Origin of the sequence: Enterococcus sp. BWB1-3 (assembly GCF_016745275.1) — a bacterium.
Classification (GTDB): Bacteria; Bacillota; Bacilli; order Lactobacillales; family Enterococcaceae; genus Enterococcus_L.
On the sequence record NZ_JADOEP010000002.1, the window covers coordinates 147,490 to 168,927 of the forward strand.

The 21,438-nt window shown below is 39.4% G+C and carries 21 protein-coding genes; 2 read left to right on the forward strand and 19 right to left on the reverse strand.

Annotated features, from left to right (window positions below):
- Nucleotides 1-12: 12 nt before the first annotated feature.
- The 15 genes from IW492_RS02240 to IW492_RS02310 all read right to left on the reverse strand — a co-directional run bounded on the left by IW492_RS02240 (nucleotide 13) and on the right by IW492_RS02310 (nucleotide 15,176).
- Nucleotides 13-927: a F0F1 ATP synthase subunit gamma gene (locus IW492_RS02240; protein ID WP_202064687.1), complete on the reverse strand. Its 915-nt coding sequence runs from the start codon at nucleotides 925-927 to the stop codon at nucleotides 13-15.
- Nucleotides 928-941: 14 nt separating this feature from the next.
- Nucleotides 942-2,501, reverse strand: a complete 1,560-nt coding sequence (gene atpA / locus IW492_RS02245) for a F0F1 ATP synthase subunit alpha (RefSeq protein WP_202064688.1) — start codon at nucleotides 2,499-2,501, stop codon at nucleotides 942-944.
- Between the two features lie 31 nt (nucleotides 2,502-2,532).
- Entirely contained in the window at nucleotides 2,533-3,075 is a 543-nt protein-coding gene (atpH, locus tag IW492_RS02250) for an ATP synthase F1 subunit delta (protein ID WP_202064689.1), read from the reverse strand.
- Nucleotides 3,062-3,589: a F0F1 ATP synthase subunit B gene (gene atpF, locus IW492_RS02255; RefSeq protein ID WP_202064690.1), complete on the reverse strand. Its 528-nt coding sequence runs from the start codon at nucleotides 3,587-3,589 to the stop codon at nucleotides 3,062-3,064. Before atpF ends, atpH begins: the two co-directional genes overlap by 14 nt.
- 534 nt (nucleotides 3,590-4,123) lie before the next feature.
- On the reverse strand, nucleotides 4,124-4,345 hold the full coding sequence (gene atpE, locus IW492_RS02260; RefSeq protein ID WP_202064692.1) for a F0F1 ATP synthase subunit C: 222 nt from the start codon (nucleotides 4,343-4,345) through the stop codon (nucleotides 4,124-4,126).
- A gap of 53 nt (nucleotides 4,346-4,398) precedes the next feature.
- Nucleotides 4,399-5,118: a F0F1 ATP synthase subunit A gene (atpB, locus tag IW492_RS02265; protein ID WP_202064693.1), complete on the reverse strand. Its 720-nt coding sequence runs from the start codon at nucleotides 5,116-5,118 to the stop codon at nucleotides 4,399-4,401.
- Between the two features lie 443 nt (nucleotides 5,119-5,561).
- On the reverse strand, nucleotides 5,562-6,026 hold the full coding sequence (gene smpB, locus IW492_RS02270) for an SsrA-binding protein SmpB (RefSeq protein ID WP_202064699.1): 465 nt from the start codon (nucleotides 6,024-6,026) through the stop codon (nucleotides 5,562-5,564).
- 17 nt (nucleotides 6,027-6,043) lie between these two features.
- On the reverse strand, nucleotides 6,044-8,428 hold the full coding sequence (gene rnr / locus IW492_RS02275; RefSeq protein ID WP_202064707.1) for a ribonuclease R: 2,385 nt from the start codon (nucleotides 8,426-8,428) through the stop codon (nucleotides 6,044-6,046).
- Complete coding sequence (locus IW492_RS02280) at nucleotides 8,425-9,174, reverse strand: alpha/beta hydrolase (RefSeq protein WP_202065044.1); 750 nt, start codon at nucleotides 9,172-9,174, stop codon at nucleotides 8,425-8,427. The genes rnr and IW492_RS02280 overlap by 4 nt, the downstream gene beginning before the upstream one ends.
- A gap of 366 nt (nucleotides 9,175-9,540) precedes the next feature.
- A complete protein-coding gene (gene secG, locus IW492_RS02285) occupies nucleotides 9,541-9,777 on the reverse strand; it encodes a preprotein translocase subunit SecG (RefSeq protein WP_202064718.1) in 237 nt (78 codons plus the stop codon).
- 847 nt (nucleotides 9,778-10,624) lie between these two features.
- The gene (locus IW492_RS02290; protein WP_202064720.1) at nucleotides 10,625-10,900 is read right to left on the reverse strand and encodes a GNAT family N-acetyltransferase; all 276 of its coding nucleotides are present in this window, start codon (nucleotides 10,898-10,900) and stop codon (nucleotides 10,625-10,627) included.
- Nucleotides 10,901-10,902: 2 nt separating this feature from the next.
- Nucleotides 10,903-11,175, reverse strand: coding sequence for a (4Fe-4S)-binding protein (locus IW492_RS02295; RefSeq protein ID WP_202064722.1), 273 nt, complete (start codon nucleotides 11,173-11,175; stop codon nucleotides 10,903-10,905).
- 355 nt (nucleotides 11,176-11,530) lie between these two features.
- Nucleotides 11,531-12,358: an ammonia-dependent NAD(+) synthetase gene (gene nadE / locus IW492_RS02300; RefSeq protein WP_202064731.1), complete on the reverse strand. Its 828-nt coding sequence runs from the start codon at nucleotides 12,356-12,358 to the stop codon at nucleotides 11,531-11,533.
- 606 nt (nucleotides 12,359-12,964) lie between these two features.
- The gene (locus IW492_RS02305) at nucleotides 12,965-14,437 is read right to left on the reverse strand and encodes a nicotinate phosphoribosyltransferase (protein ID WP_202064733.1); all 1,473 of its coding nucleotides are present in this window, start codon (nucleotides 14,435-14,437) and stop codon (nucleotides 12,965-12,967) included.
- A gap of 328 nt (nucleotides 14,438-14,765) precedes the next feature.
- The gene (locus tag IW492_RS02310) at nucleotides 14,766-15,176 is read right to left on the reverse strand and encodes a GtrA family protein (protein ID WP_202064735.1); all 411 of its coding nucleotides are present in this window, start codon (nucleotides 15,174-15,176) and stop codon (nucleotides 14,766-14,768) included.
- A 210-nt stretch (nucleotides 15,177-15,386) separates the two neighbouring features.
- Between IW492_RS02310 and IW492_RS02315 the strand changes: the two genes are divergently transcribed.
- On the forward strand, nucleotides 15,387-16,145 hold the full coding sequence (locus IW492_RS02315) for a MerR family transcriptional regulator (RefSeq protein WP_202064737.1): 759 nt from the start codon (nucleotides 15,387-15,389) through the stop codon (nucleotides 16,143-16,145).
- 226 nt (nucleotides 16,146-16,371) lie between these two features.
- Here IW492_RS02315 and IW492_RS02320 read toward each other — a convergent pair whose 3' ends face one another.
- The gene (locus tag IW492_RS02320; RefSeq protein ID WP_202064738.1) at nucleotides 16,372-17,229 is read right to left on the reverse strand and encodes a Cof-type HAD-IIB family hydrolase; all 858 of its coding nucleotides are present in this window, start codon (nucleotides 17,227-17,229) and stop codon (nucleotides 16,372-16,374) included.
- Nucleotides 17,230-17,746: 517 nt separating this feature from the next.
- On the opposite strand from IW492_RS02320, the gene IW492_RS02325 reads away from it, so the two are divergent.
- Nucleotides 17,747-18,505 (forward strand): TraX family protein, encoded by a 759-nt coding sequence (locus IW492_RS02325; protein ID WP_202064739.1) that lies wholly within the window; start codon nucleotides 17,747-17,749, stop codon nucleotides 18,503-18,505.
- Nucleotides 18,506-18,608: 103 nt separating this feature from the next.
- Here IW492_RS02325 and IW492_RS02330 read toward each other — a convergent pair whose 3' ends face one another.
- The 3 genes from IW492_RS02330 to IW492_RS02340 all read right to left on the reverse strand — a co-directional run bounded on the left by IW492_RS02330 (nucleotide 18,609) and on the right by IW492_RS02340 (nucleotide 21,226).
- Entirely contained in the window at nucleotides 18,609-19,574 is a 966-nt protein-coding gene (locus tag IW492_RS02330; protein ID WP_202064741.1) for a D-2-hydroxyacid dehydrogenase, read from the reverse strand.
- Between the two features lie 5 nt (nucleotides 19,575-19,579).
- Nucleotides 19,580-20,893 carry an APC family permease gene (locus IW492_RS02335; RefSeq protein ID WP_202064743.1) on the reverse strand — a complete coding sequence of 438 codons (1,314 nt, stop codon included), beginning with the start codon at nucleotides 20,891-20,893 and terminating at the stop codon, nucleotides 19,580-19,582.
- Nucleotides 20,894-21,019: 126 nt separating this feature from the next.
- Nucleotides 21,020-21,226 carry a hypothetical protein gene (locus tag IW492_RS02340; protein WP_202064744.1) on the reverse strand — a complete coding sequence of 69 codons (207 nt, stop codon included), beginning with the start codon at nucleotides 21,224-21,226 and terminating at the stop codon, nucleotides 21,020-21,022.
- Between the last annotated feature and the right edge of the window lie 212 nt (nucleotides 21,227-21,438).

Below are 21,438 nucleotides of genomic sequence, written 5' to 3' on the forward strand. Positions count from 1 at the left end.
TCAGACCTTTGTTTATTCCAGTGCAGCGGCTCCCGCTACGATTTCTGTAATTTCCTGAGTAATAGCTCCTTGTCGGGCACGATTATAGGAAATCGTCAGATCATTAATAATTGTTTTCGCATTATCCGTTGCTGTCTTCATCGCTGTCATTCCAGCGGCATGCTCTGCAGTCTTGGCATCAATGATCGCCCCGTAAATCAGACTCTCTGCATATTGAGGCAGCAAATGATCTAAAATTGCTTCTTCTGAAGGTTCCAAAATGTATTCCTGTTCATAGGCTGCATCCTCATCGGGATCCAAGTCAGAAATCGGGAGCATTTTTTCAACACGGAACTGACTGGTCAGAGAGTTAATATGATGATTGTAACAAACATACAGTTCATCAAATACTTCACTGCTGTACATTGAAGTCGCTGTAGAAACGATTTTCCTGACTTCATCAAAAGAGGGCTGATCTGTCAGACCTCTCAGTTCATAGGCAATATCATATCCCCTTGTCTTAAAAAAATCTGCGCCGACTCCGCCAATCGTAATCAAAACATATTCATTTTGATGGTCATGATCATTCTGAAGCATGCTCATTGTCTGTTTAAGAATTGAACTGTTATATCCGCCAACTAATCCTTTATCCGAAGTAATCACAATATACCCGGTTTTCTTGACTAGTCTGGTAGCCAGCATAGCATGATAGCCATTCAAATCCGAATCAGCCGAATCATCATTTAATTCTTCCAGATCACTGAGCTGGGAAGCCACAAGATGAGTAACAATCGAACGAATCTTGGCAGCATATTCCTGAAAGTTTTTTGAAGCAGCCTCTGATTTGGTTAGCTTAGCTGCTGAAACCATCTGCATAGCCTTAGTGATTTGACTGGTTTTTTTTGTTGAAGCGATACGTTGTTTGATTTCATTCAATGAAGCGCCCATTTCCACTCACCTCTCTATGCGTTGGTCATTTTCTCTTTTAATTCTTCAACTGCTGATTTTCCTGTATTATTTGAAGAATTGAAAACGTCCTTGAATTCTAAGATTGCTGCTTTCAGCTCTTCCTCATCCGGAAGGTCTTTTGTAGCTCGAATTATTTCAAACAGTTGTGGATATTTTCCATCAATATAATTGAACAGCTCTTCTTCAAAATTCAAGATTTTTTCTACGCTGATACTATCCAGCATTCCTCGAGTCAATGCAAACAAAATAACTACCTGCTTTTCAACTGATAAAGGAGCATGAAGCTTCTGTTTCAAAATCTCAACCGTTCTGCGGCCGCGATTTAGTTTTGCCTGTGTAGCTGAATCTAAATCTGAGCCAAATTGAGTGAAGGCTTCCAGCTCACGATAGCTTGCCAAGTCCAGACGAAGTGTGCCCGCAACCTTTTTCATAGCTTTAATCTGAGCAGAGCCGCCGACACGTGAAACAGATAACCCTGCATCCACAGAAGGTCGAATTCCGGAATAGAACAAATCACTTTCCAGGAAAATCTGACCATCTGTAATTGAAATAACGTTTGTTGGGATATACGCTGAAATATCTCCAGCCTGAGTTTCTACAAACGGCAATGCAGTCATCGAACCGCCGCCAAGTTCATCACTCAGTTTCGCTGCCCGTTCAAGCAGACGAGAATGAAGATAGAATACATCTCCCGGATAGGCTTCACGACCTGGAGGTCTGCGCAGCAGTAAAGATAATTCACGATAAGCAACTGCCTGTTTTGACAAATCATCATAAATGATCAAAACATGCTTGCCGTTATACATAAATTCTTCACCCATGGCTGCTCCTGCATAAGGCGCAATATAAAGCATCGGCGCAGGCTGAGAAGCACTTGCTGTTACTACAATTGTATATTCCAGCGCACCAAATTTACGCAGTGTTTCCACCTGCGAGCGAACTGTTGATTCCTTTTGTCCAATTGCAACATAAATACAAATAACATCCTGACCTTTTTGATTAATAATCGTATCAATTGCAATAGATGTTTTTCCTGTTTTTCTATCGCCGATAATCAGTTCACGCTGACCTCTACCAATAGGAACCAGTGCATCAATAGCTTTCAGACCGGTTTGCATTGGTTCATTTACTGACTTCCTCTGCATCACTCCCGGTGCCGCAGCTTCGACTGGTCGGAATTTGTTTGTTTTGATTTCTCCCAAACCGTCAACGGGCTGTCCCAGCGGATTGACAACGCGGCCAATCAGAGCTTCTCCAACCGGAACTTCCATAATCTTGCCGGTCCGTTTGATCTTATCACCTTCACGAATCGATTCAAACTCACCCAAAATGATAATTCCGACATCATTTGATTCTAAATTTTGCGCCATTCCGTAGGCTCCATTTGAAAATTCCAGAAGCTCACCGCTCATTGCATTTTCCAAACCATGGGCGCGGGCAATTCCATCCCCTACATAAGTTACTGTTCCCACTTCTTCAACTGCTAATGCCTGTTGATAATGTTCTATTTGTTCTTTTATTAAAGCACTGATTTCTTCTGCTTTGATGGACATTTGCGTCACCTCTTTATTCTCTGTTAAAAGTCTATCTCAACAATTGCTCTTCTATTTGCTGCAGCTGTCTTCTAAGACTGCCGTCAATCACTTTGTAATTGGCTCCAATAATTGCACCGCCTAAAATTTTAGGTTCGATTAAATTAATTAAATTTGCTTCTTCATATCCCAGCAGATTTGCTGCTTTCGCTTCAATCTGACGATGCTGTTCTCTGTTCAAAGGTACTGCGGTAATTACTGTCCCCAAAATCAGACTTTTATGATCATCATATCTTCGTTCATATTCATCAATCATCAGCAGCATGTCATTCATGCGGCTGTAACTATGAACAACTTGAAGAAAGCTTTCCACAGTCCCAGAAAATCCCTTCAGAAGCTGTTCCATAATCTCATTTTTTTCTGTAGGCTCCAGCCGAGCATCACTAAGGATATCTCCAATTCCCGGAACAAGATGATAGACTTCTCTCAATTTTAATAATTGTTGATAAACATCATCGGCCTCCTGCTTTTCCAACGCCAGTTCGAACAGTGCTTTGCCGTAACGCTTACCTACCATGTATTTATCGAGTTTCATCAAGTTGACCTAAATTATCAATATAAGAATTGATTAATGCTTCATGAGCATCTGGTGTCAATTCTTTTGTTAATAGTTTTTCTGCAATCTGGATAGATAAAGATGCGACTTCCTCTTTAATTGCTGCAATTGCCTGATCATGCTCCTGTTCAATGTCATTTTTTGCTTTTTCTTTTAAGCGTGACACTTCTTCAGTTGTTTCTGCCAAAGTTTTTCTGTAGTTTTGATCGCCGCTTTCTTTGGCATTCTTAATGATCTCAGCAGCTTCTGTTTTAGAAGCCAGCAGTTCTTCCTGGCGTTGTTGTTCCATTTTAGCAGCCGAAATTCGAGACTGCTCTGCAGAATCCAAATTATTTGCAATTTTATCTTCACGTTGTTTTAATATATCGGTAATTGCGCCCCATGCAAATTTTTTAATCAGCAGCATTAAAATTAGAAATGCTCCGGTAACAACAATAATGGTACCCAATGTTGTACTGGGCGCTGCTTCACCTAAAATAAACTGTGTAAGCATGAAGTTTCGCCATCCTTTCTTTGCATTCTTAAAGGTATTCTATCAGAATTTTACAGTGAGCTTCCATTTATTCCTTCACCAAAAATTTAGTTGGTTTGTGAATATTCTCCTGTAAAAATCATTCTACAGAGTTCATGACGAAATATATCATGACTCTTAATAATTTATAAATGGTGTTCCAGTCTTTATATGCCTCTGCGATCAGCTATCTCCTATTTAAGCTTGAATGTCTACACAATCAGCAGATCATCGTTTCGCATACCCTCTTCACTAGATGTTTCTGCACTAGCAGAAAATCCCTGTATCTACGACTCTCACATTGTTCGCTTCTCAATACAAATGCGCCTGCTTGAAAAAGCATTGGCATGTCTTGTATGATCCTCAAACACGCGACGAACATTCGAAAAAGCGTAGAAGCAAGTCCTTGCATGCTCCCTCAGACAAACAAAAAGTTGTCACACACTCTCTTTTGTATAAATAGAAGAAAGCAGTGACGGTAGGTTTTACCAACAGCGTCCTGCCTTCTATAGTAAATTATCTCAGCACCAACAATAATGCAATAACTACACCCAGAATAGGAACTGCTTCGATCAGGGCTACCCCGATAAACATTGTTGTTCTTAACTGACCGGCCATTTCAGGCTGACGTGTCATTGATTCAAGAGTCTTGGAAATCACTTTCCCATTTCCGTATGCTGCTCCTACTGCTGCTCCAAATACTGCGATCGCTGCTGCGATATAATTTAATCCGTCCATTTTCTATTCCTCCTGAAATGTTGATAGTTAACTACCGTTTTTACTTTTAACTACTACTCTTCTTCAACTTCAACTTTGTGAGCCATGTAAACCATTGATAAAGTCACAAAAATGAAAGCTTGAATCCCGCCAATAAACAATGAGAAGGCCAACCAGATCATTTCCAGCGGTATTGCCAGCGGAATGACCCAAAACCCTACTCCAGAAACCAAACCTGCAATCAATCCCAACAACACTTCACCTGCATAAATATTTCCATACAGACGCAAAGCAAGTGTCAGCAGATTCGTAAACTCCTCCATAAACTTGATCGGCAGTAGAAAACCTACTGGCTTCAAAAAGCTATTCTTGAAATACCCTGCTACTCCAAATCGATTAATACTGAATACATGCGTCAATATAATCATAATCAGCGCCAGTGTAAGCGTAACAATCGGATCGGCTGTCGGACTCTTCCAGTAGGAAGTTTCACCAACCGTAATTTTCGTAACCAAGCCAATGGTATTTGCAACGAGAACAAATAGAAAAAGAGTGAAGGATAATAAGTGAAAATTTGTTACTTCTTTACCAGGCATGTTGTCTGTAATAATTCCGCGAACAAAATCAATTATCCATTCAATCACATTCTGTTTTCCTTTTGGCTTCAGCTGCAAATTTCTTGTGCAGAGATAGACTATGGCAAAAACGATCACACAAGTTAATAAAACCATGATACAAATTGTCTTATCAAACCATATGGGACCAATATTGAAGAGGGGTGTTTTCTCTTCCATTTTTTTCACCTCTTTTCCGCTCAACTACATGATAATTTTTAAAGTTGTTTTCAACCACAACGTATAATACCACCAACGATCGCGAATTACAAAGTATTTTCATGAAAATTCGACACTCTATTTAAAGTGACAAAATATTCTTTTCATTTCTTCTTCATTCCACCATTATCCGAGGCATAAAAACGAACGCAGCCAACTCTTAAATAAAAACGATGGCAGACCATCAGTTTCTTCTACACTCTAACAAATTTTTCAAGGAAGATAAAGAAAAGAAGCGAAATATGCGAAAAAGAATATATAACAAATTAAATATGATTTAAGACGATTTTTTTCTTTTAGAAATACATGAAAAGTTTTTGAAAAATTAATTTTTCCGCCCAGCTTCTCATAATCAAAATAAACAGGCGGAGAAACGGTATTCTCCGGCACTGCCTCGTTAATAGTTATCTTAAGCTGTTTTTTAGTGTTCGGCTGATTTGCCGATCTGCTTCTTTACGTTTCAAATCTTCACGTTTATCGTATTGCTTCTTCCCTTTTGCAAGACCAATTAAGACTTTGGCAAAGCCGTTTTTAATGTAAACTTTCAAAGGGACCAGTGTAACTCCAGTATTTTTTGTTTCACCGATCAGCTTACTGATTTGCTTTTTATGCAGCAGCAGCTTTCTTGTCCTTAAAGGATCATGATTAAAAATATTTCCCTGCTCATACGGGCTGATATGAACATTGTAAAGATAGGCTTCACCGTTTCTGATTCGGGCAAAACCATCCTTTAAATTAATTCGTCCATTACGAATAGATTTAATTTCCGTTCCCTGCAATACAACCCCTGCTTCCACTGTGTCAATGATGGTATAGTCATGTCTTGCTTTTCTATTTTGAGCAACTAATTTTCCTTCTCCTTTAGGCATCACAAACTCCTCCGTTGTTATTTTTTCTTTTTGTTCTTCATTTTATTTTTGCCTATTTGTTTATAAAACGGCTTTTTCCCATTTTTCTTTCCTTTAGAAGCTTTCTTACCAGAAGATGCCTGCTTTCCCTGTTTATAATCAGGATTTTTCGTTTTTCCTCTTCCCTTGCCGTGGTCTGTTCTCCTGCGGCTTCTTCTATTTTCTGATCTTGGCTTGTTTATTTCCAGACGCTCTAATTCTTCTGCTTCGATTAATTCAAAATCAATTTCCCTTGTTTCCGGCTCCGATTTTTCAACCCTGATTCGAACCTTCTGACCGATTTTTAATGTTAATCCTGTCCGTTCACCCACAAGAGCCAGATGTTTTTCAACAAAATGGAAATAATCCTGCTTCAGCGAATTGACATGTACAAGTCCTTCTATAGTATTTGGCAGCTCAACAAAAATACCAAATTTTGTCACTGAGCTGATAATTCCCTCATACTCTTCACCAATCTTGTCTGCCATAAATTCAGCTTTCTTCATGCTTTCCACTTCACGTTCAGCTTCCACTGCCCGACGTTCCATTTTTGAACTGTGATCGGCAATATCCGGCAGGTGTGCAGCCCATTTTTCCTGCATTTTTTCTGATTTATCTGTTCCATAGCTGCGAATCAGACGATGAACGATTAAATCCGGATAACGACGAATCGGAGAAGTAAAATGTGTATAATATTCCGCTGCCAGACCATAGTGTCCATAGTTGTCCTCTGAATAGCGAGCCTGCTGCATACTGCGCAGCAGCATAGTGTTGATGACAGGCTCTTCCGGCTTACCTTCGATTTGAGTCAGCACACGCTGTAAATCTTTAGGTGTGATATCTGCCTTTGTTCCTTTGACCAGAATACCCAGCATCGCAGCAAAATCAAAGAAACGCTGCATTTTTTCCTCTTTGGGCTGTTCATGGATTCGATAGATAAATGGCAGATTTAATTTAGAGTAGTGCCGCGCCACTGTTTCATTGGCTGCAAGCATAAATGATTCTATCAGACGCTCGCCCAAACCACGTTGCCGAAGCAGAATATCTTGGGGATGTCCCTCTTCATTAACCAGAACCTTTGCTTCATTGTCTTCAAATGAAATCGCACCTCGCTGTTCTCTCATTTTTTCCAAAATAGCATGAAGCTCAGCCATTTCCCGAAACATCGGTACCAGCTGCTGGTATCTTTCTATCGTTTCAGCATTCTGTTCTTCCAAAATTTCATTTACAGCAGTATAAGTCATTCGTTCAGTGGTCTGAATCACACTTTGAAAGATCTCATGCTTGATGACAGTCCCCTCAGGTGAAATCTCCATCTCACAGCTCATTGTCAGACGGGGAACTTTAGGATTCAACGAACAAATACCGTTAGACAGCCGTTGCGGCAGCATTGGAACCACTCGATCGGTTAGATAAACACTAGTTCCCCGGTCATAGGCTTCTCTGTCCATTTCATTTCCTTCTGTCACGTAATAGGAAACATCTGCAATATGAACGCCCAAAAAGTAATTCCCGTTTTCCAGTTTCTTCACAGTAACTGCATCATCCAAGTCCTTTGCATCTTCGCCATCAATCGTGACAATCATAGAGTTGCGCAAATCTCTGCGGTCTTTTATATCCTCTTCTGAAATAGTATCCGGTACTTTATCAGCTGCTGCAAGGACTTCATCCGAAAAGGAAGTTGGAATCCCATGAGCGACAATAATGGACAAAATATCCATTCCCGGATCATTCTTATGACCAATGACTTTTTTTACGATTCCCTCTAAACTCGCAGCATACCCTTTTTCAGGATAGTGTGTCACTTCTATAATCACCACGCTGCCATCCACTGGTTTAATTCCCTCAGCTGCTGCATAGACCGTCAGGCGGCTCAGCTTTTTATCTTTAGGTATAATGTAGCCGTATAAATCAGTCTCAGCAGACTCTTCTTCATCATAAGCGGAAAATTCTCCAACGATTTGTGTGATGGCCCTTTTTTGAATCGAAAGAACAGCTCCTTCTGCTACTCTTTCAGAAAAAGGATCTGCCGGCTGTAAAATATCAACTATAACGGTATCTCCATCCATAGCATAATTAGTATGTTCCTTTGAAATATATACATCCGGCTCCTCCTCGTCAATTGTAACAAAGCCGAATCCACGTTCATTGGCCCGAAAAATACCTTCAACGGAAATTCCTTTTTCCGGCAATTTAATTTTGCCCTTTTTTGTAAACTCGATTAGGTTTTCACGCTCCAAAGCAGCAGCAGTTTGTACAAGCAGCTTAAAATCTGAGCCTTTTTGCAGATTCAAGCCTTCTGCCAGCTCCTCCATTGAAAAGCTCTTCTTTTTTTGTCCTTCCATATAAGAAAGGATTGTTTCCTTAATTGTTTGTTTTGTCATTTGTTCTCCTTATCCCAAGGCAGTGTCTCCAAAAAATTGGCAACATCCTGCTCTAATTCTTTATGACCGGGACCCACAGTCAGAACATGTCCGCTGTTCGGATACCAGTTGAATGTAAGTTTCGTAGTTGTCAGTGCTTCAATTGTTTTAAATACACCTTTTGCATCAATCATTTCGTCCTGCCCGGCCTGAGCTGCGAAAACTGGGACAGAGATTTTCCCCAAATTCTCCGCAGTTGCTGAAGCATATTGTTCAATTTGCTCCAGCTGCTGAACAGCCCGCTGCTTGATGCTTATCATTCTTTTTTCTATTTCCTCCGCCTCTGCTCCGGAAATCTTTAAAACATTTTCTGCATAAACAGCAAAATTTTCTGGCACATGGGTCTTTACCGGGAAAATAGGTGAACAGAAGAAGCCACCGCCAACGATTTCATCAAATGTTTGAGTCAGCAGGTTCACTGCAAAAACACCGCCCATTGATAATCCCAGCACTGCTATTTGCTCATACCCATGTTCTTTTAGAAACGCAACAGCCTGCAGCGTATCGTTTTCCCAGTCGTTCACCGTCTTATTTAAAATATCTTCTGGAGCCATCGTAGCATGTCCCGAAAATATGGGAGTATAAACTGTATAATTCTCTTTTTCCAAATACCGGCAAAGCATACGAACATCATTGCTGCTTCCGGAATAAGCATGAAGTAAGAGAATTGCTTTTGGACCCTGTTCCACAAACAGGGGTTTAGGCATAACTAGTTTTCTTTTCACATATATTCACCTCAGTTTTATTCTATCACATTATTACAGGAAAACCTTACAGAAGAAGTCTTGTCGAGAGAGGCATTACGCATACTGTTCCCCGTCTTCAACTCTTCTGGCTGCTTACTAAAATTCAGTTTGTTCAAAAACAGTCACAAAATATTTTTAGAGAATTATTTCATTCCCGTTGCAGAAGACTTAGGCAAAAAAAAAGTCTGAAACACTACTCTTAAGCGAGCATGTCCAGACCAAAAAATTTAACACCATTGTCTGCATAAACTATTTTCAAGCTTAAAACATCTAAATATGCTACCAGCTGAAAATATGTATGCATTCGTTCATTTCTTAAAGTGCAGCTTATTTAGATGACAAGATTGATAAAACAAATAACAAAATCATCCAGGTTGCACCAATTACAGTAGTTGCACGCTGCATTACAGCTTCAAATCCGCGGGCTTTCTGTTTTCCAAACAATTTATCTGCTCCGCCGGTGAATGCACTTGCTGCACTGTTTTGTTTACTTGGCTGCATTAAAATTGAAATTACCATAACTACTGAAAGAATAATTACAACAGTTAAAATAAAATTATACATCTATTCATACTCCCTTATTCTACAAAATTACACATTTAACATCTTAGCACAAATTTCACTTAAATACTAGCGATAATTTTTTACTGCACAACAAACTGCTTACTTTCAACCATTTTATAAATTCCCATAACTAAGGAAAGATCCTGCTTTGGTTTCCAGTAAAAAGTACTGTTGTAAATCAACCACAAAAGAACGCTTTCATACCACAATAAATACGAAACTATAGGTCTGTGCCATTAGTATGTTCAAAACCCTTAAAACCGATTAAACGGTGCTCCAGTCTTTGTATGATTCAAGCATTCGCAAGAAGCGTAGGAGCAAGTTCTTACATGCCCCTCAGACATGCTCCGAGGATCGGAACGAAGTCCTTTATTTCTAAATGGCAAAGCCATTTAGAAATTGTTGAGATCGAAACGAAGTGTAGTGTAGTGAGACTCGTAGATACAAGGCTTTCCCACTATTGCAGGAACAGCAGGCAGAATAGCATGCAAAGCTCTGATGGAGATAAATTTGGCAAAATTTATTCCATATACAAAGAGATAGCTGTATATATAACGACAATTCGATGAATTTACAAGATTCATTCATTAACAAGAGTGAACGATCGCAGGCAGCATCTCGAAAATAAGCCGAATACTCTCAAAAATATAGAAAGCTTCAGGTAAGTACACAGTCAAAGCGTAATGTTTTGTTTTCTCGTGCAAGCACTCGTCACAGTTTAGATCTTATAAGTGCAAAAAGTAATCGCAGGAACACTTGCATGATCTTAACTGCAACGAAGTAACCGCAAGAGCAATTACTGTATGCGACGAGTAATCACAGGAACATGGAGAAGCTTTGTCACAACCTATTTTCTTAATACATCTCCATATTCTGGCTTCATATCAAATTCTTTTTTTGCAAACGGGCATAAAGGAATAATCTTTTTTTCTTCACGACGTGCTTTCTCGACCCCTTTTGCCACCAGCTGTTCAGCTAAATGCTGACCTCTGTATTCCGGATCTACAAAGGTATGATCAATAATTATCATTTTTTCGCCTGCGACAGACCAGGTCATCTCACCAATTTCTTTCTTTTCATCATTATAAAGTGCAAAACGGTCTTGTTCTTCTCTGATTTCCAAGATTACTGCTCCTCTCTTCTAATATATTTAAGCGCTCCGCTTGGACAACTGTCAACCACACGAATATTCTCTTCCAAACTGCCATTGTCAGCAATGATCCATGGTCGTCTTCCTACTTCAAACACTTCTGGGTTTCCACGAACACAATTACCGATATGTGCACAGATATCTTTATTGTAGTAAATATCCAGCTCAGCTCCAATATATTTTCTATATCCCTGCGCTGTAAGTATTTCTTCGGTAACCGGCACACCATTTATTCTACTTCCATCCATTCAAATGACCTCCCTGTTTTCGACAGTCGATTCCTGCTGTCAATCTATATTTCGATTTTAACAACTAATGATTTATAGCACAAATATTTATTCTTTTGAGACAATCAGACTTCCCTTATTTTCTTTTTTAAACGATTTAATTTTTGAGATGATAGGATTTAGGACATATCTGAAGACCCCAATGATGAATATGTTCCAAAAATAGATATGAGCTGATTTCGCTAATTAACGACTGAAAAATAAATCTAAACGAGTCAAAAAACGACTGGAATTTTATGACTTTCCCAAAAGTTAGATCAACTATCCAACTCCAGAGTCCAGTTCATTTTCCAGTCGTTTATCACAGTATTGTTCTTTATTTCCAGAAATCATCAAATATTGAGATTGGCAAATGGCGCTTGTGCTGCGTTTTTTTATACCAGCCTTCTATCGTCCCAGCTGCCTGCTCCTTAATTTCTTTTCCTTCCAGATAATCATCAATATCATCATAGCTGACACCCAATGCCGCTTCATCAGCAACCAGCGGTTTATCATCTTCCAAATCAGCTGTAGGAACTTTTAAATACAATGATGAATCAGCTCCCAAAGCTTTTAAAAGTTCTTTTCCCTGACGTTTGTTTAAACGAAACAACGGTAAGATATCCGCTCCTCCGTCACCGAATTTTGTAAAAAATCCAGTAATATTTTCTGCCGCATGATCCGTGCCGATAACCGCCCCGGACTTTTCTCCTGCCACAGCGTACTGAACAATCATTCGTTGACGTGCTTTCATATTCCCCTTATTAAAATCACTGATTACCGTTCCGCCCTCTTCCAAGGATTGAACACAGGCATCAACCGCCGGACGGATATTCACCCGTAAAGAAACGTCTGGCTGAATAAAGCCGAGCGCTTTTTGGGCATCTGCTTCATCCACCTGTTCTCCATAGGGCAGCCGAATGGCGATAAACTTGTACCCATTATCTCCTGTTTCTTTTCTCATTTCTTCGATCGTCAGTTGAGCTAGTCGTCCTGCTAAAGTGGAGTCCTGCCCTCCGCTGATCCCTAATACCAGAGATTTCAAAAAAGGATGCTTGTAAAGATAGGCTTTCATGAAATCAATGCTTTTCCGAATTTCGTCCTGCGGATTAATCGATGGCTTCGTTCCCAATTCTTCAATAATCGCTTTTTGTAATGGCTTCATAAAAAATCCTCCTGTGATCAGTTCTAGCTAAAACCTATGATAAACTCAAATTTTCCAGACACGCCCTAAGACCTGTTTAAAAATTTCAGTGGCGAATGTTTCCGGAAAAATAGATATGGGCTAGTTTCATTAAAAAAAAGAAATGCTACCCAATTCTCCACATTGTCATACACATACCTTCTCACTAGTTTATTTATCTTAATGAGAGTGCCCATTTCCTAGATGTTTCTACACAAGTGGAAAATCCTTGTATCTACGAGTCTCATCCTATTCGATTTTTGATACAAACCTATCTATTTGGAAACGCACCGGCATGTCTCATATATCCACCAGACATATGACAAACATTCAAAGAAGCGTAGAAGCAAGTCCTTGCATGAGACCCTCAGACATGCGACGAGCATTCGTAGAAGCTTAGGAGCAAGTTCTCTTTCGATTCAGTGAATTGATTTTACGACCACAAAATCAAGTTCATTCTCAGTTCGCATACCATTCTACTAAAAGTTCCTGCATAAATAGGACTGGCAACTCATCATCATTGTTTTTTCCTTGATCTCCGCTAAAAGCCCTGAAAAAGCTGTTTCCTCAATAGTTTCCAGTCACACTCTAATTATTTTCGCTCAATGCATTGACATCTTTTCTCACTTTTTCCAGCAGACGCATTTTATGATTCCAGCACTCTGTTGACAAGTCCACTGGATATTTCTGCGGATTTAAATCCCGTTTGTATTCTTCCCATAGAGAATCCAGGTTTTCTTTGCAGTACTGCTTAATCTCTTCCAGAGACGGTAGTTCATACACTCGCTTTCCTTCAACAAAGATCTCTCTCAAAACCGGTCTTGCATCAAAGTTTCGAACCGTTTTATTGATGAAGGTATGAACCGGATGAAACATAAAAATCTCTTCTTCTTCACGCGGATCTTCTTCCCATAAGGTTACGTAGTCTCCTTCAGATTTATTATCTGACTTGCGGGTAATTCGCCAAACTTGTTTTTTCCCGGGAGTTGTTACTTTTTCTGCATTGCTTGATAATTTGATTGTATCCTGCATCACGCCCTGCTCATCCTCAATGGAAACAAGCTTGAAAACAGCCCCCAAAGCCGGCTGGTTATAAGCCGTAATTAATTTTGTCCCTACTCCCCAGACATCAATCTTTGCTTTTTGCATTTTCAGACTGAGAATTGTATTTTCATCTAAATCATTGGATGCATATATTTTTGCTCCAGTATATCCGGCTTCATCTAATTGTTCTCTGACTCTTTTAGAAATATAGGCCATGTCGCCGCTGTCAATTCGAACACCAAGAAAATTGATCTTTTCTCCCATTTCATTGGCAACACGAATAGCATTTGGCACTCCTGATTTCAACGTATCATACGTATCAACCAGAAATACACAATCTTTATGCGTTTTAGCATATGCCAAAAATGCTTCATAATCATTTCCGTAAGACTGCACCAGTGAATGCGCATGCGTCCCGCTGACTGGAATACCAAAGACTTTTCCAGCACGGATATTACTTGTTGCATCAGCGCCTCCTATATAAGCCGCACGTGTTCCCCACACCGCAGCATCCAATTCCTGCGCCCGTCGAGTCCCAAATTCCATCAAAGGATCGTCGCCAATGACTGATTTGATTTTAGCTGCCTTGGTTGCAATCAGTGTTTGGAAATTCACCATATTCAAAAGAGCTGTCTCTACCAGCTGGCACTGGGCAAGTGGACCTTCAATCTGAATCAGAGGTTCATTATTGAAAACAAGATCTCCTTCCAAAGCAGAACGTACAGTACAAGAGAATTTGAATTCTTTAAGATAAGCTAGAAATTCTTCCGGATAATTCTCAACCTCTCTTAGGTAGGCGATATCTGTTTCTGAAAATGTCAGATTTTCAAGATAATCAACTAATCTTTCCAACCCGGCAAAAATTGCGTACCCATGATTGAACGGCATCTCTCTAAAATAACATTCAAATACTGCATTCAGATCTGCCCGTCCCAGTTCCCAGTATGTCTGCATCATATTAATCTGATACAGATCTGTGTGTAGAGTCAAACTGTCGTCCTGATAAACTTTTTCCATTTCGAAACCTCGATCCTTTATTTGGTAGTTCAAAAGTTACTAACTAAAATTATCCAATCCCCTGCTGTTACTGGGGTTCCGATACTTTTCGGCTCTCCCCCCTCTAAGCATCAGTAGTGACTGTTATCTTAGGGGGCGAAGCAAACACCTTACAATGAGCAGCATTGAGCTAAAACCGCTGCTCTGACGCACTTTCTTCCTGTGCTTTTTAACGTCAGAACGCTCAATGATGGCGGCTCGTTGTCAAGTGCTCCGGTTATTTAGCTATTTTTTCATAGATTTTTTTGAACTCCCCTTTATTTTTAGCAGCCGGAATGGTTTAAACCACTTACTGTGCTTCGTTCCTAAAGATTAAAAACTTGCTGAAAAAATAATTAAGTACAACTACAATCACCTGAGTAACCAGCTTTGCGAAAAAATTCGGAGCATGAATTACCTCAATTAGAAGCAGCATAACACCCATATCAATTACAAATGATAAGATACGATACCAGTAAAAAAGAAACATCTCTTTCCAAAACAATTGTCTGCTTCCAACTAAACTTTGGAAAACAAAATATTTATTCGTAAAGAATGCAAATAGTACAGATAAAAACCAACTGATCACATTACTCAATTTATAATCAAGTAATAATAGATCTGTACAAATGAAATATACAACCAAATTAATTACTGTAGTTGCTACGCCAAAAAACAAATATGCAACAACTTCCTTATATTTCTGAAACAATCCCTTCATATTTTCATCGATCCTTTCATTTATTTATTCTATCAAAAAAGGAGCAGAAAACCCAATATTTTTGAACAGTTTACTGCTAAATCCTTTTGCAGCAGTATGTTTCCTGCTTTCCAACTCATTTTCTATTTATTTTATCTATTTTTTTATATAATAAGCTTGACTATGACGTTACGTAAACGTTTATGATAAGAAATGTCAGGAGGAAAACAAATGGAATATACAATTAATAAACTGGCCCTGCTTTCCGGTGTCAGTACTCGTACGCTTCGTTATTATGATGAAATTGATTTATTAAAACCTGCGCGGGTAAATTCATCAGGCTATCGTATATACGGGAAAAAAGAGGTCGATCGGCTCCAGCAAATTCTTTTTTATCGTTCACTGGACATGAAACTGGAGGCAATCAAAAATAGTTTAGACAAACCTGACTTTGACTTTGAAACAGCATTGGAGAAGCACTATCAGGAACTTCTCAAAAAAAGAGACCAGATTGACTTGCTCCTTCTGACTGTGGAAAAGACATTACACTACCATAAGGGGGATATACAAATGAAAGATACAGAAAAATTCAATGCATTTAAGCAACAAAAATTAGTGGAAAATGAAGAAAAATACGGAGAAGAAATCCGTGAGAAATATGGCAAGGAGACAGTTGAAGCCTCCAACAAAAAGTGGGAGAATATGAGTGAAGAAGCTTTTCAGGCAATGAACGCTTTGGAAGACCAGCTGTTTGATGCTCTGGCAGAATTGTCTGAGACAAAAGATCTCGACTCTGAAACAGCGGAAACAGTTTACACACTTCATAAAAAATGGCTGAGCTACTCTTGGGCAAACTATTCAGCAGAAGCTCACTGTGGTTTGGCTGATATGTACCTGGCAGACGAACGATTTGCCGAATACTACAACAAGCGCGGAGGCGCAGAAACAACAGAATTACTCTCTCAGGCAATTAAAAAATACGCAAAATAGAAAGTTTAGGACAGAATCAAAGTTCCAAACTCTCTTCATATCTAAACCCGAATAAACGGCGGTACAAACTCCACATCATTAGGCGACTATTTTGTCTCTGCTGCACCTAGTCGCTATGACTGGACACTGAAAAAGATCAGGAAACAGAAAAAAAGTCTGTGATAAAAAACCGGTATCCAGCGAAACAGATTGTTTCGCCGAATACCGGTTTTATTAATCTGGTTTTCTAGTTGCTGGTAATCAAATGATCAAAGATAAACTTTCCAACACCGCCATTCGCACAATGATCCGTAATTATCCTGGCCTTTGCTTTAACTGCTTCTGATGCATTTTCCACCGCAACAGGAACGTCAACAGCATCAAGCATGGCCAGATCATTTTCACCATCTCCAATACCATAACTTCGCCCCCCAGGAAATTCCGTCATAAAGTGACGAACTGCATGACCTTTGCTGCTAAGCGGATTAACCACTTCCAAACATTGATAATAAGAAGAAAATACATGGGTTGTCTCGCTATTTAACATGTTTCTCAAGTATTCCAGTTCTTCATCGTCTGCTTCCATTATCTCGATTTTCAGAATTTTTAATTCGGAGTTTTCACTTAAGTATTGAACCGGATCATCCACATGCTGACATTCTTCTGCAAAAAATTTTTCCTTAAAGTCCATAATCCTCGTACCTGTTTCACCCATCGGCTTAAGCCGCTTTCTCAAAGCTGAGTAATGCGCTCTATAGAGTCGATCAGATTTCATAATTATTCCATTATCCGTATGAATAAAATAGAAAATATTCCGTTCTTCCACTACCGAAACGATTTCCCTGCATATACCTAAAGAAAGCCAGGATCTGTAGACAGGCTCTTCTCCCCTTAAGCGATATCCCGCACCATTACTGAAAATAACATCACAGTCATTTGTTAGCTGAGAAAGCAGCTCACGAAGCTGATCATAGCCTCTTCCACTAATAAAAACAAAATGATCTCCCTGATTTTGCAACGCATCTATTCCATCAAAATTTATTTTAGGTATCTCTCCGCCAATATCCTGAAAGGTACCATCAATATCACAAAAAACTACATTCATTTTCTTTCCTCTCTTTCAATTTTTCAAGTATAGCATGTTTATTAATATTTTTTCTTAATCTTAAAAAATTAACTATGGTAAAATATTTGGTATACTGTTTTATAGATGTAACAGGCAGCTTTTCAAAAGAAGCATTGCTATTAAACAGATATACAGAGGTTGCTGAATTTCTAAGAATGCAGTTTTATAACGAAATAAAGTCAGTCTCCCCATGAATGGCTTTACAATAAAGCAGCTCGAAACAATCTATGAAAGCTCTGTGCTAAATAACCGGTGCACTTGACAGCGAACCGCCAACATTGAGTACTCTGACACTCAAAAATACAGAAAAAATGCATCAGAACAGCAATTTTAGTTCAATGACGCTCACTGTAAAGTGTTCGCTTCATCACCTTAGACAACAGCTTTGGCACAAGCGGGAAACGTAACAACAAGCGGAACCCGCACTATTGTTAATTTTTCAGAGCATTTTTTAGACTATATTTTGAAATACGTATAATAAACAAGGAGTTATTTTATGAATAAAAAAGGTTATTTTTCCGGCAGTACACTGAAATGGATTGCCATTATCACTATGTTTATGGATCATTCAGCTAAACTGCTTTACTTACCTCAGTCAATTATTGAGCAGCTGCCGCCTGCTATGGAAACCTTTTACACAGCTCTAATTAAGATTTTTGATATTTTTCTTATTTTAGGAAGATTATCCTTTCCGCTTTTTTGTTTTTTGCTGGTGGAAGGCTTTGTGCATACCTCCAATGTAAAAAAATATTTTAGCCGTTTACTGATTTTCGCGCTTATATCAGAGGTGCCCTACGATCTGGCATTCAGAAATTCATTTTTTACACTGGAAAAACAAAATGTATTCTTTACTCTGCTGATTGGTCTGGTCGTTCTTATGGGACTGGAGAAAGTCAAGGAACGTACACCACTGAACATCATCCTCTCCCTTGGCATTGTTTTTGCCGGTATTTTTACAGCTGAGTTTCTTCAAACCGATTATGGCGGTTGGATTGGTGTTTTACTGATTTCTGTGCTGTACTATCTGAGAGAATATCCATTAGTAAAATGTCTTGCCGGCGGCTTGGTCATTCTTCAAAACAGTATCAGCGGATTATTTTCATTTATCTTTATTTATTTTTATAACGGACAAAGAGGGCGACAATGGAAATATCTGTTTTACTGGTTTTATCCAGCTCATTTGCTGGTGCTGATTGGTATTCAGCAATATATCCTTCTGCCTTATATTCGAATGATTTTTTCTACAATCCCTTAAAAAAAGCATGTCTGCTTTTCAAATCCGTAACGGTTTAAAAAGTAGACATGCTTATTTTTTAGAAATGATTTCCGGACAGATTCCCTCAAATAATTATCGACAGCTAAAGATTCACTACATTTTTTGGTTGTCCGTCTAAAAATTGACATAAATTATCAACAGCAATCTCCATCAGACGCTGCCTTGTTTCTACCGGAGCCCAGGCAATATGGGGAGTCAAATAACAATTAGGTGCTTTCAATAAAGGATTATCCTCCTCGATTGGCTCAACGGATACTACATCAGCCCCTAATGCTGCAAGCTTTCCAGTATTCAACGCCAAGGCAACTGCCTGTTCATCCAAGAGACCGCCCCGTGAGGTATTAAGTAAAACTGCGCCCTCTTTCATTTTTTGAACAGCTTCGTGATTGATCATTTTTTCTGTTTCAGGAAACAGCGGCAAATGAAGACTCACAATATCTGCTTTGTCATAAAGCTCATCTAACGAAACCTGTTCAGCCCAACTATCCTGCGACTGCTTCGGTCGATAATTATAATAAATAACTGTCATCTTAAATGCATGGGCAATTTCCGCTACTCTTTGAGCGATTTTCCCGTAACCGACCAATCCAATGGTTTTCCCTGAAAGCTCAGTCAAAGGCAGCTTCCAATAGCAAAAATCTTCACTTCTCTGCCATTCGCCGGAATGTACCGATACATTATGAAGTCCAACCTGACTGAAAATCTCCAACAACAAAGCAAATGTAAACTGCGCTACTGCATCTGTACTGTAATCAGGGATATTCGTCACTGGAATCCCTTTCTGACGGGCTGCTTCAACATCGATCACATTATAGCCGGTTGCCAGTGCACCGATATATTGAACGCTAGGGCAAGCAGCCAATATCTCTTTCGTAATCGGCGTCTTGTTTGTTAAGACTACCTGGGCAGAACCAATTCGTTCAATGATCTCAGTATGGTCGGTGTAAGAGGTTCGATCGTACCTCCTTACATCTCCCAACTTCTCCAGGCCCTGCCAGCTCAAGTCTCCCGGGTTCAGCGTATAACCATCTAAAATTACAATTTCCATTTCACTCAGCCTTTCTTTTGCTGATAATAAAACACCGGAATGCCCACACAGGTCATTCCTATCCCAACAAGTGCCAGCATAGGAGTAGTAACGGCTGTCATAACCAAGATAAAGCCGCCTCCAACCATGGCAATCAACGGTACAATCGGGTACAAAGGAACTTTATAGGGACGTTTCAGCTCAGGCTCTGTTTTTCGTAAACGAAGTACCCCCCAGAATAACAGAAGACTGAAAAACCACATGACAAAAACCAGCATATCAGTCAGTAAATCAAAATTTCCTAAAGTAATCATAACACAGGCGATTCCCAATTGAACATAGGCAGCGATAAAAGGAGCATTTGTTCGTTTTGACAGTTTCCCAAATGCTGTACTAAATGGCAGCTGATTTTCCAGTGCCATTGCATAAGGGACACGCAAGCCTGTCATTGTATAGCCATTTAAAGCACCATAAACTGAAATTAAAATACCAATAGTCACAAGCTTGCCGCCAAATTCTCCAAAGATAACCATTGCAGTTTCCGAAGCACTGTTCAAATTCCCTGCAATTGAAGAGATCGGCAGTGTTTTTAAAAAGACCAGATTGATTAAAACATAGACAATTGTTACGAAGCTTAAACCTAAAATAATTGCTTTGGGTAAATCTTTTTCCGGATGTTTCATTTCTCCTGCAATATTTCCTACACCCAGCCAGCCGTCATAAGCAAAAAGAGTGGCTAAAAGTGCACCGCTAACTCCCACCGCCCAAGAATTTCCTTGCCCAGAAGACATTGTGAAGAGCGAAACATCAACTTTCCCAGGCGTAAAAAGACCGACAATAATAATTAAGGTAATAGGGATCAATTTAACTGAAAGAGTAAGCGACTGCACTCCTGCTGCAGTTTTTGTCCCCAATAAATTAATTCCTGTAACGCTGACTGCCGTACAAAAAGCCAACGGCAGCAAATTGCCTGCTGACAGATGAAACAGATTAACCAGCTGCGTAGCAAAAATAATACTCAACGCAGCAATATTGGCAGGAAAATAAATGATACTCTGTGCCCATCCTAATAAAAAAGAAGGAAGCTTACCATAAATCCTTTCAATATAGCGAATAGGTCCGCCAGTTTCAGGGATTGCTGTAGCAAGCTCTGCCACTGTCAACCCACCACAAATAGTTAAAAATCCAGCCAACAGCCAGACAACTAACGTCAAACCAGTTGCCTGTGTTTTCTCTACCACTGCAGCAGCTTTAAAAAAGACTCCTGCTCCGATTACCGTACCCATAACCGTTGATAACGCCCCAAAAAAAGAAATTTCCCGTTTTAATTCATTTTTCACTTAGTCACTTCCTCCATTTAACAATAATGAAAGTATACTGGAAGAGACCTCAGGTTGCCACTGAAAAATGACTATTTTCAGGAAATAATCTAAATTAAAATAAAATACGCAGAATTTCTCTACTAATTAAATATCTAGAGTTAGAATAGTCTTTTTCTCTTGTAACTCTCTTTCTCCAAGTTCTTGGTAACGGGATGCATCGGAAAACATCCGATAAATAATTCGTACCATCAAATATACGGTCGCTACGACCACTTTTTGTGTCCGATATTCCTTCTTATCTGAAAGAAAAACACCTGTATTCGATTGGGTTTCCCATGAAAAAATGTACAAAAGGAGCTATTCTGCTTAAAATAGAAGCGATTTATTCTTATACGCAGGTTCTGTGACCTAATGATTGGTGCATAGCTTTTTATGCGATGAGTAATCGCAGGAGCAAGCTTTTTATGCGACGAGTAATCGCAGGAGCAAGCTTTTTATGCGACGAGTAATCGCAGGAGCAAGCTTTTTATGCGACGAGTAATCGCAGGAGCAAGCTTTTTATG

What these genes read in the sequence shown, in the direction of transcription:
- IW492_RS02240 (WP_202064687.1), bottom strand. Translation starts at nt 927, where the DNA reads ATGGGCGCTTCATTGAATGAAATCAAACAACGTATCGCTTCAACAAAA.
- atpA (WP_202064688.1), bottom strand. Translation starts at nt 2,501, where the DNA reads ATGTCCATCAAAGCAGAAGAAATCAGTGCTTTAATAAAAGAACAAATA.
- atpH (WP_202064689.1), bottom strand. Translation starts at nt 3,075, where the DNA reads ATGAAACTCGATAAATACATGGTAGGTAAGCGTTACGGCAAAGCACTG.
- atpF (WP_202064690.1), bottom strand. Translation starts at nt 3,589, where the DNA reads ATGCTTACACAGTTTATTTTAGGTGAAGCAGCGCCCAGTACAACATTG.
- atpE (WP_202064692.1), bottom strand. Translation starts at nt 4,345, where the DNA reads ATGGACGGATTAAATTATATCGCAGCAGCGATCGCAGTATTTGGAGCA.
- atpB (WP_202064693.1), bottom strand. Translation starts at nt 5,118, where the DNA reads ATGGAAGAGAAAACACCCCTCTTCAATATTGGTCCCATATGGTTTGAT.
- smpB (WP_202064699.1), bottom strand. Translation starts at nt 6,026, where the DNA reads ATGCCTAAAGGAGAAGGAAAATTAGTTGCTCAAAATAGAAAAGCAAGA.
- rnr (WP_202064707.1), bottom strand. Translation starts at nt 8,428, where the DNA reads ATGACAAAACAAACAATTAAGGAAACAATCCTTTCTTATATGGAAGGA.
- IW492_RS02280 (WP_202065044.1), bottom strand. Translation starts at nt 9,174, where the DNA reads ATGCCTAAACCCCTGTTTGTGGAACAGGGTCCAAAAGCAATTCTCTTA.
- secG (WP_202064718.1), bottom strand. Translation starts at nt 9,777, where the DNA reads ATGTATAATTTTATTTTAACTGTTGTAATTATTCTTTCAGTAGTTATG.
- IW492_RS02295 (WP_202064722.1), bottom strand. Translation starts at nt 11,175, where the DNA reads ATGGATGGAAGTAGAATAAATGGTGTGCCGGTTACCGAAGAAATACTT.
- nadE (WP_202064731.1), bottom strand. Translation starts at nt 12,358, where the DNA reads ATGAAGCCATTACAAAAAGCGATTATTGAAGAATTGGGAACGAAGCCA.
- IW492_RS02305 (WP_202064733.1), bottom strand. Translation starts at nt 14,437, where the DNA reads ATGGAAAAAGTTTATCAGGACGACAGTTTGACTCTACACACAGATCTG.
- IW492_RS02310 (WP_202064735.1), bottom strand. Translation starts at nt 15,176, where the DNA reads ATGAAGGGATTGTTTCAGAAATATAAGGAAGTTGTTGCATATTTGTTT.
- IW492_RS02315 (WP_202064737.1), top strand. Translation starts at nt 15,387, where the DNA reads ATGGAATATACAATTAATAAACTGGCCCTGCTTTCCGGTGTCAGTACT.
- IW492_RS02320 (WP_202064738.1), bottom strand. Translation starts at nt 17,229, where the DNA reads ATGAATGTAGTTTTTTGTGATATTGATGGTACCTTTCAGGATATTGGC.
- IW492_RS02325 (WP_202064739.1), top strand. Translation starts at nt 17,747, where the DNA reads ATGAATAAAAAAGGTTATTTTTCCGGCAGTACACTGAAATGGATTGCC.
- IW492_RS02330 (WP_202064741.1), bottom strand. Translation starts at nt 19,574, where the DNA reads ATGGAAATTGTAATTTTAGATGGTTATACGCTGAACCCGGGAGACTTG.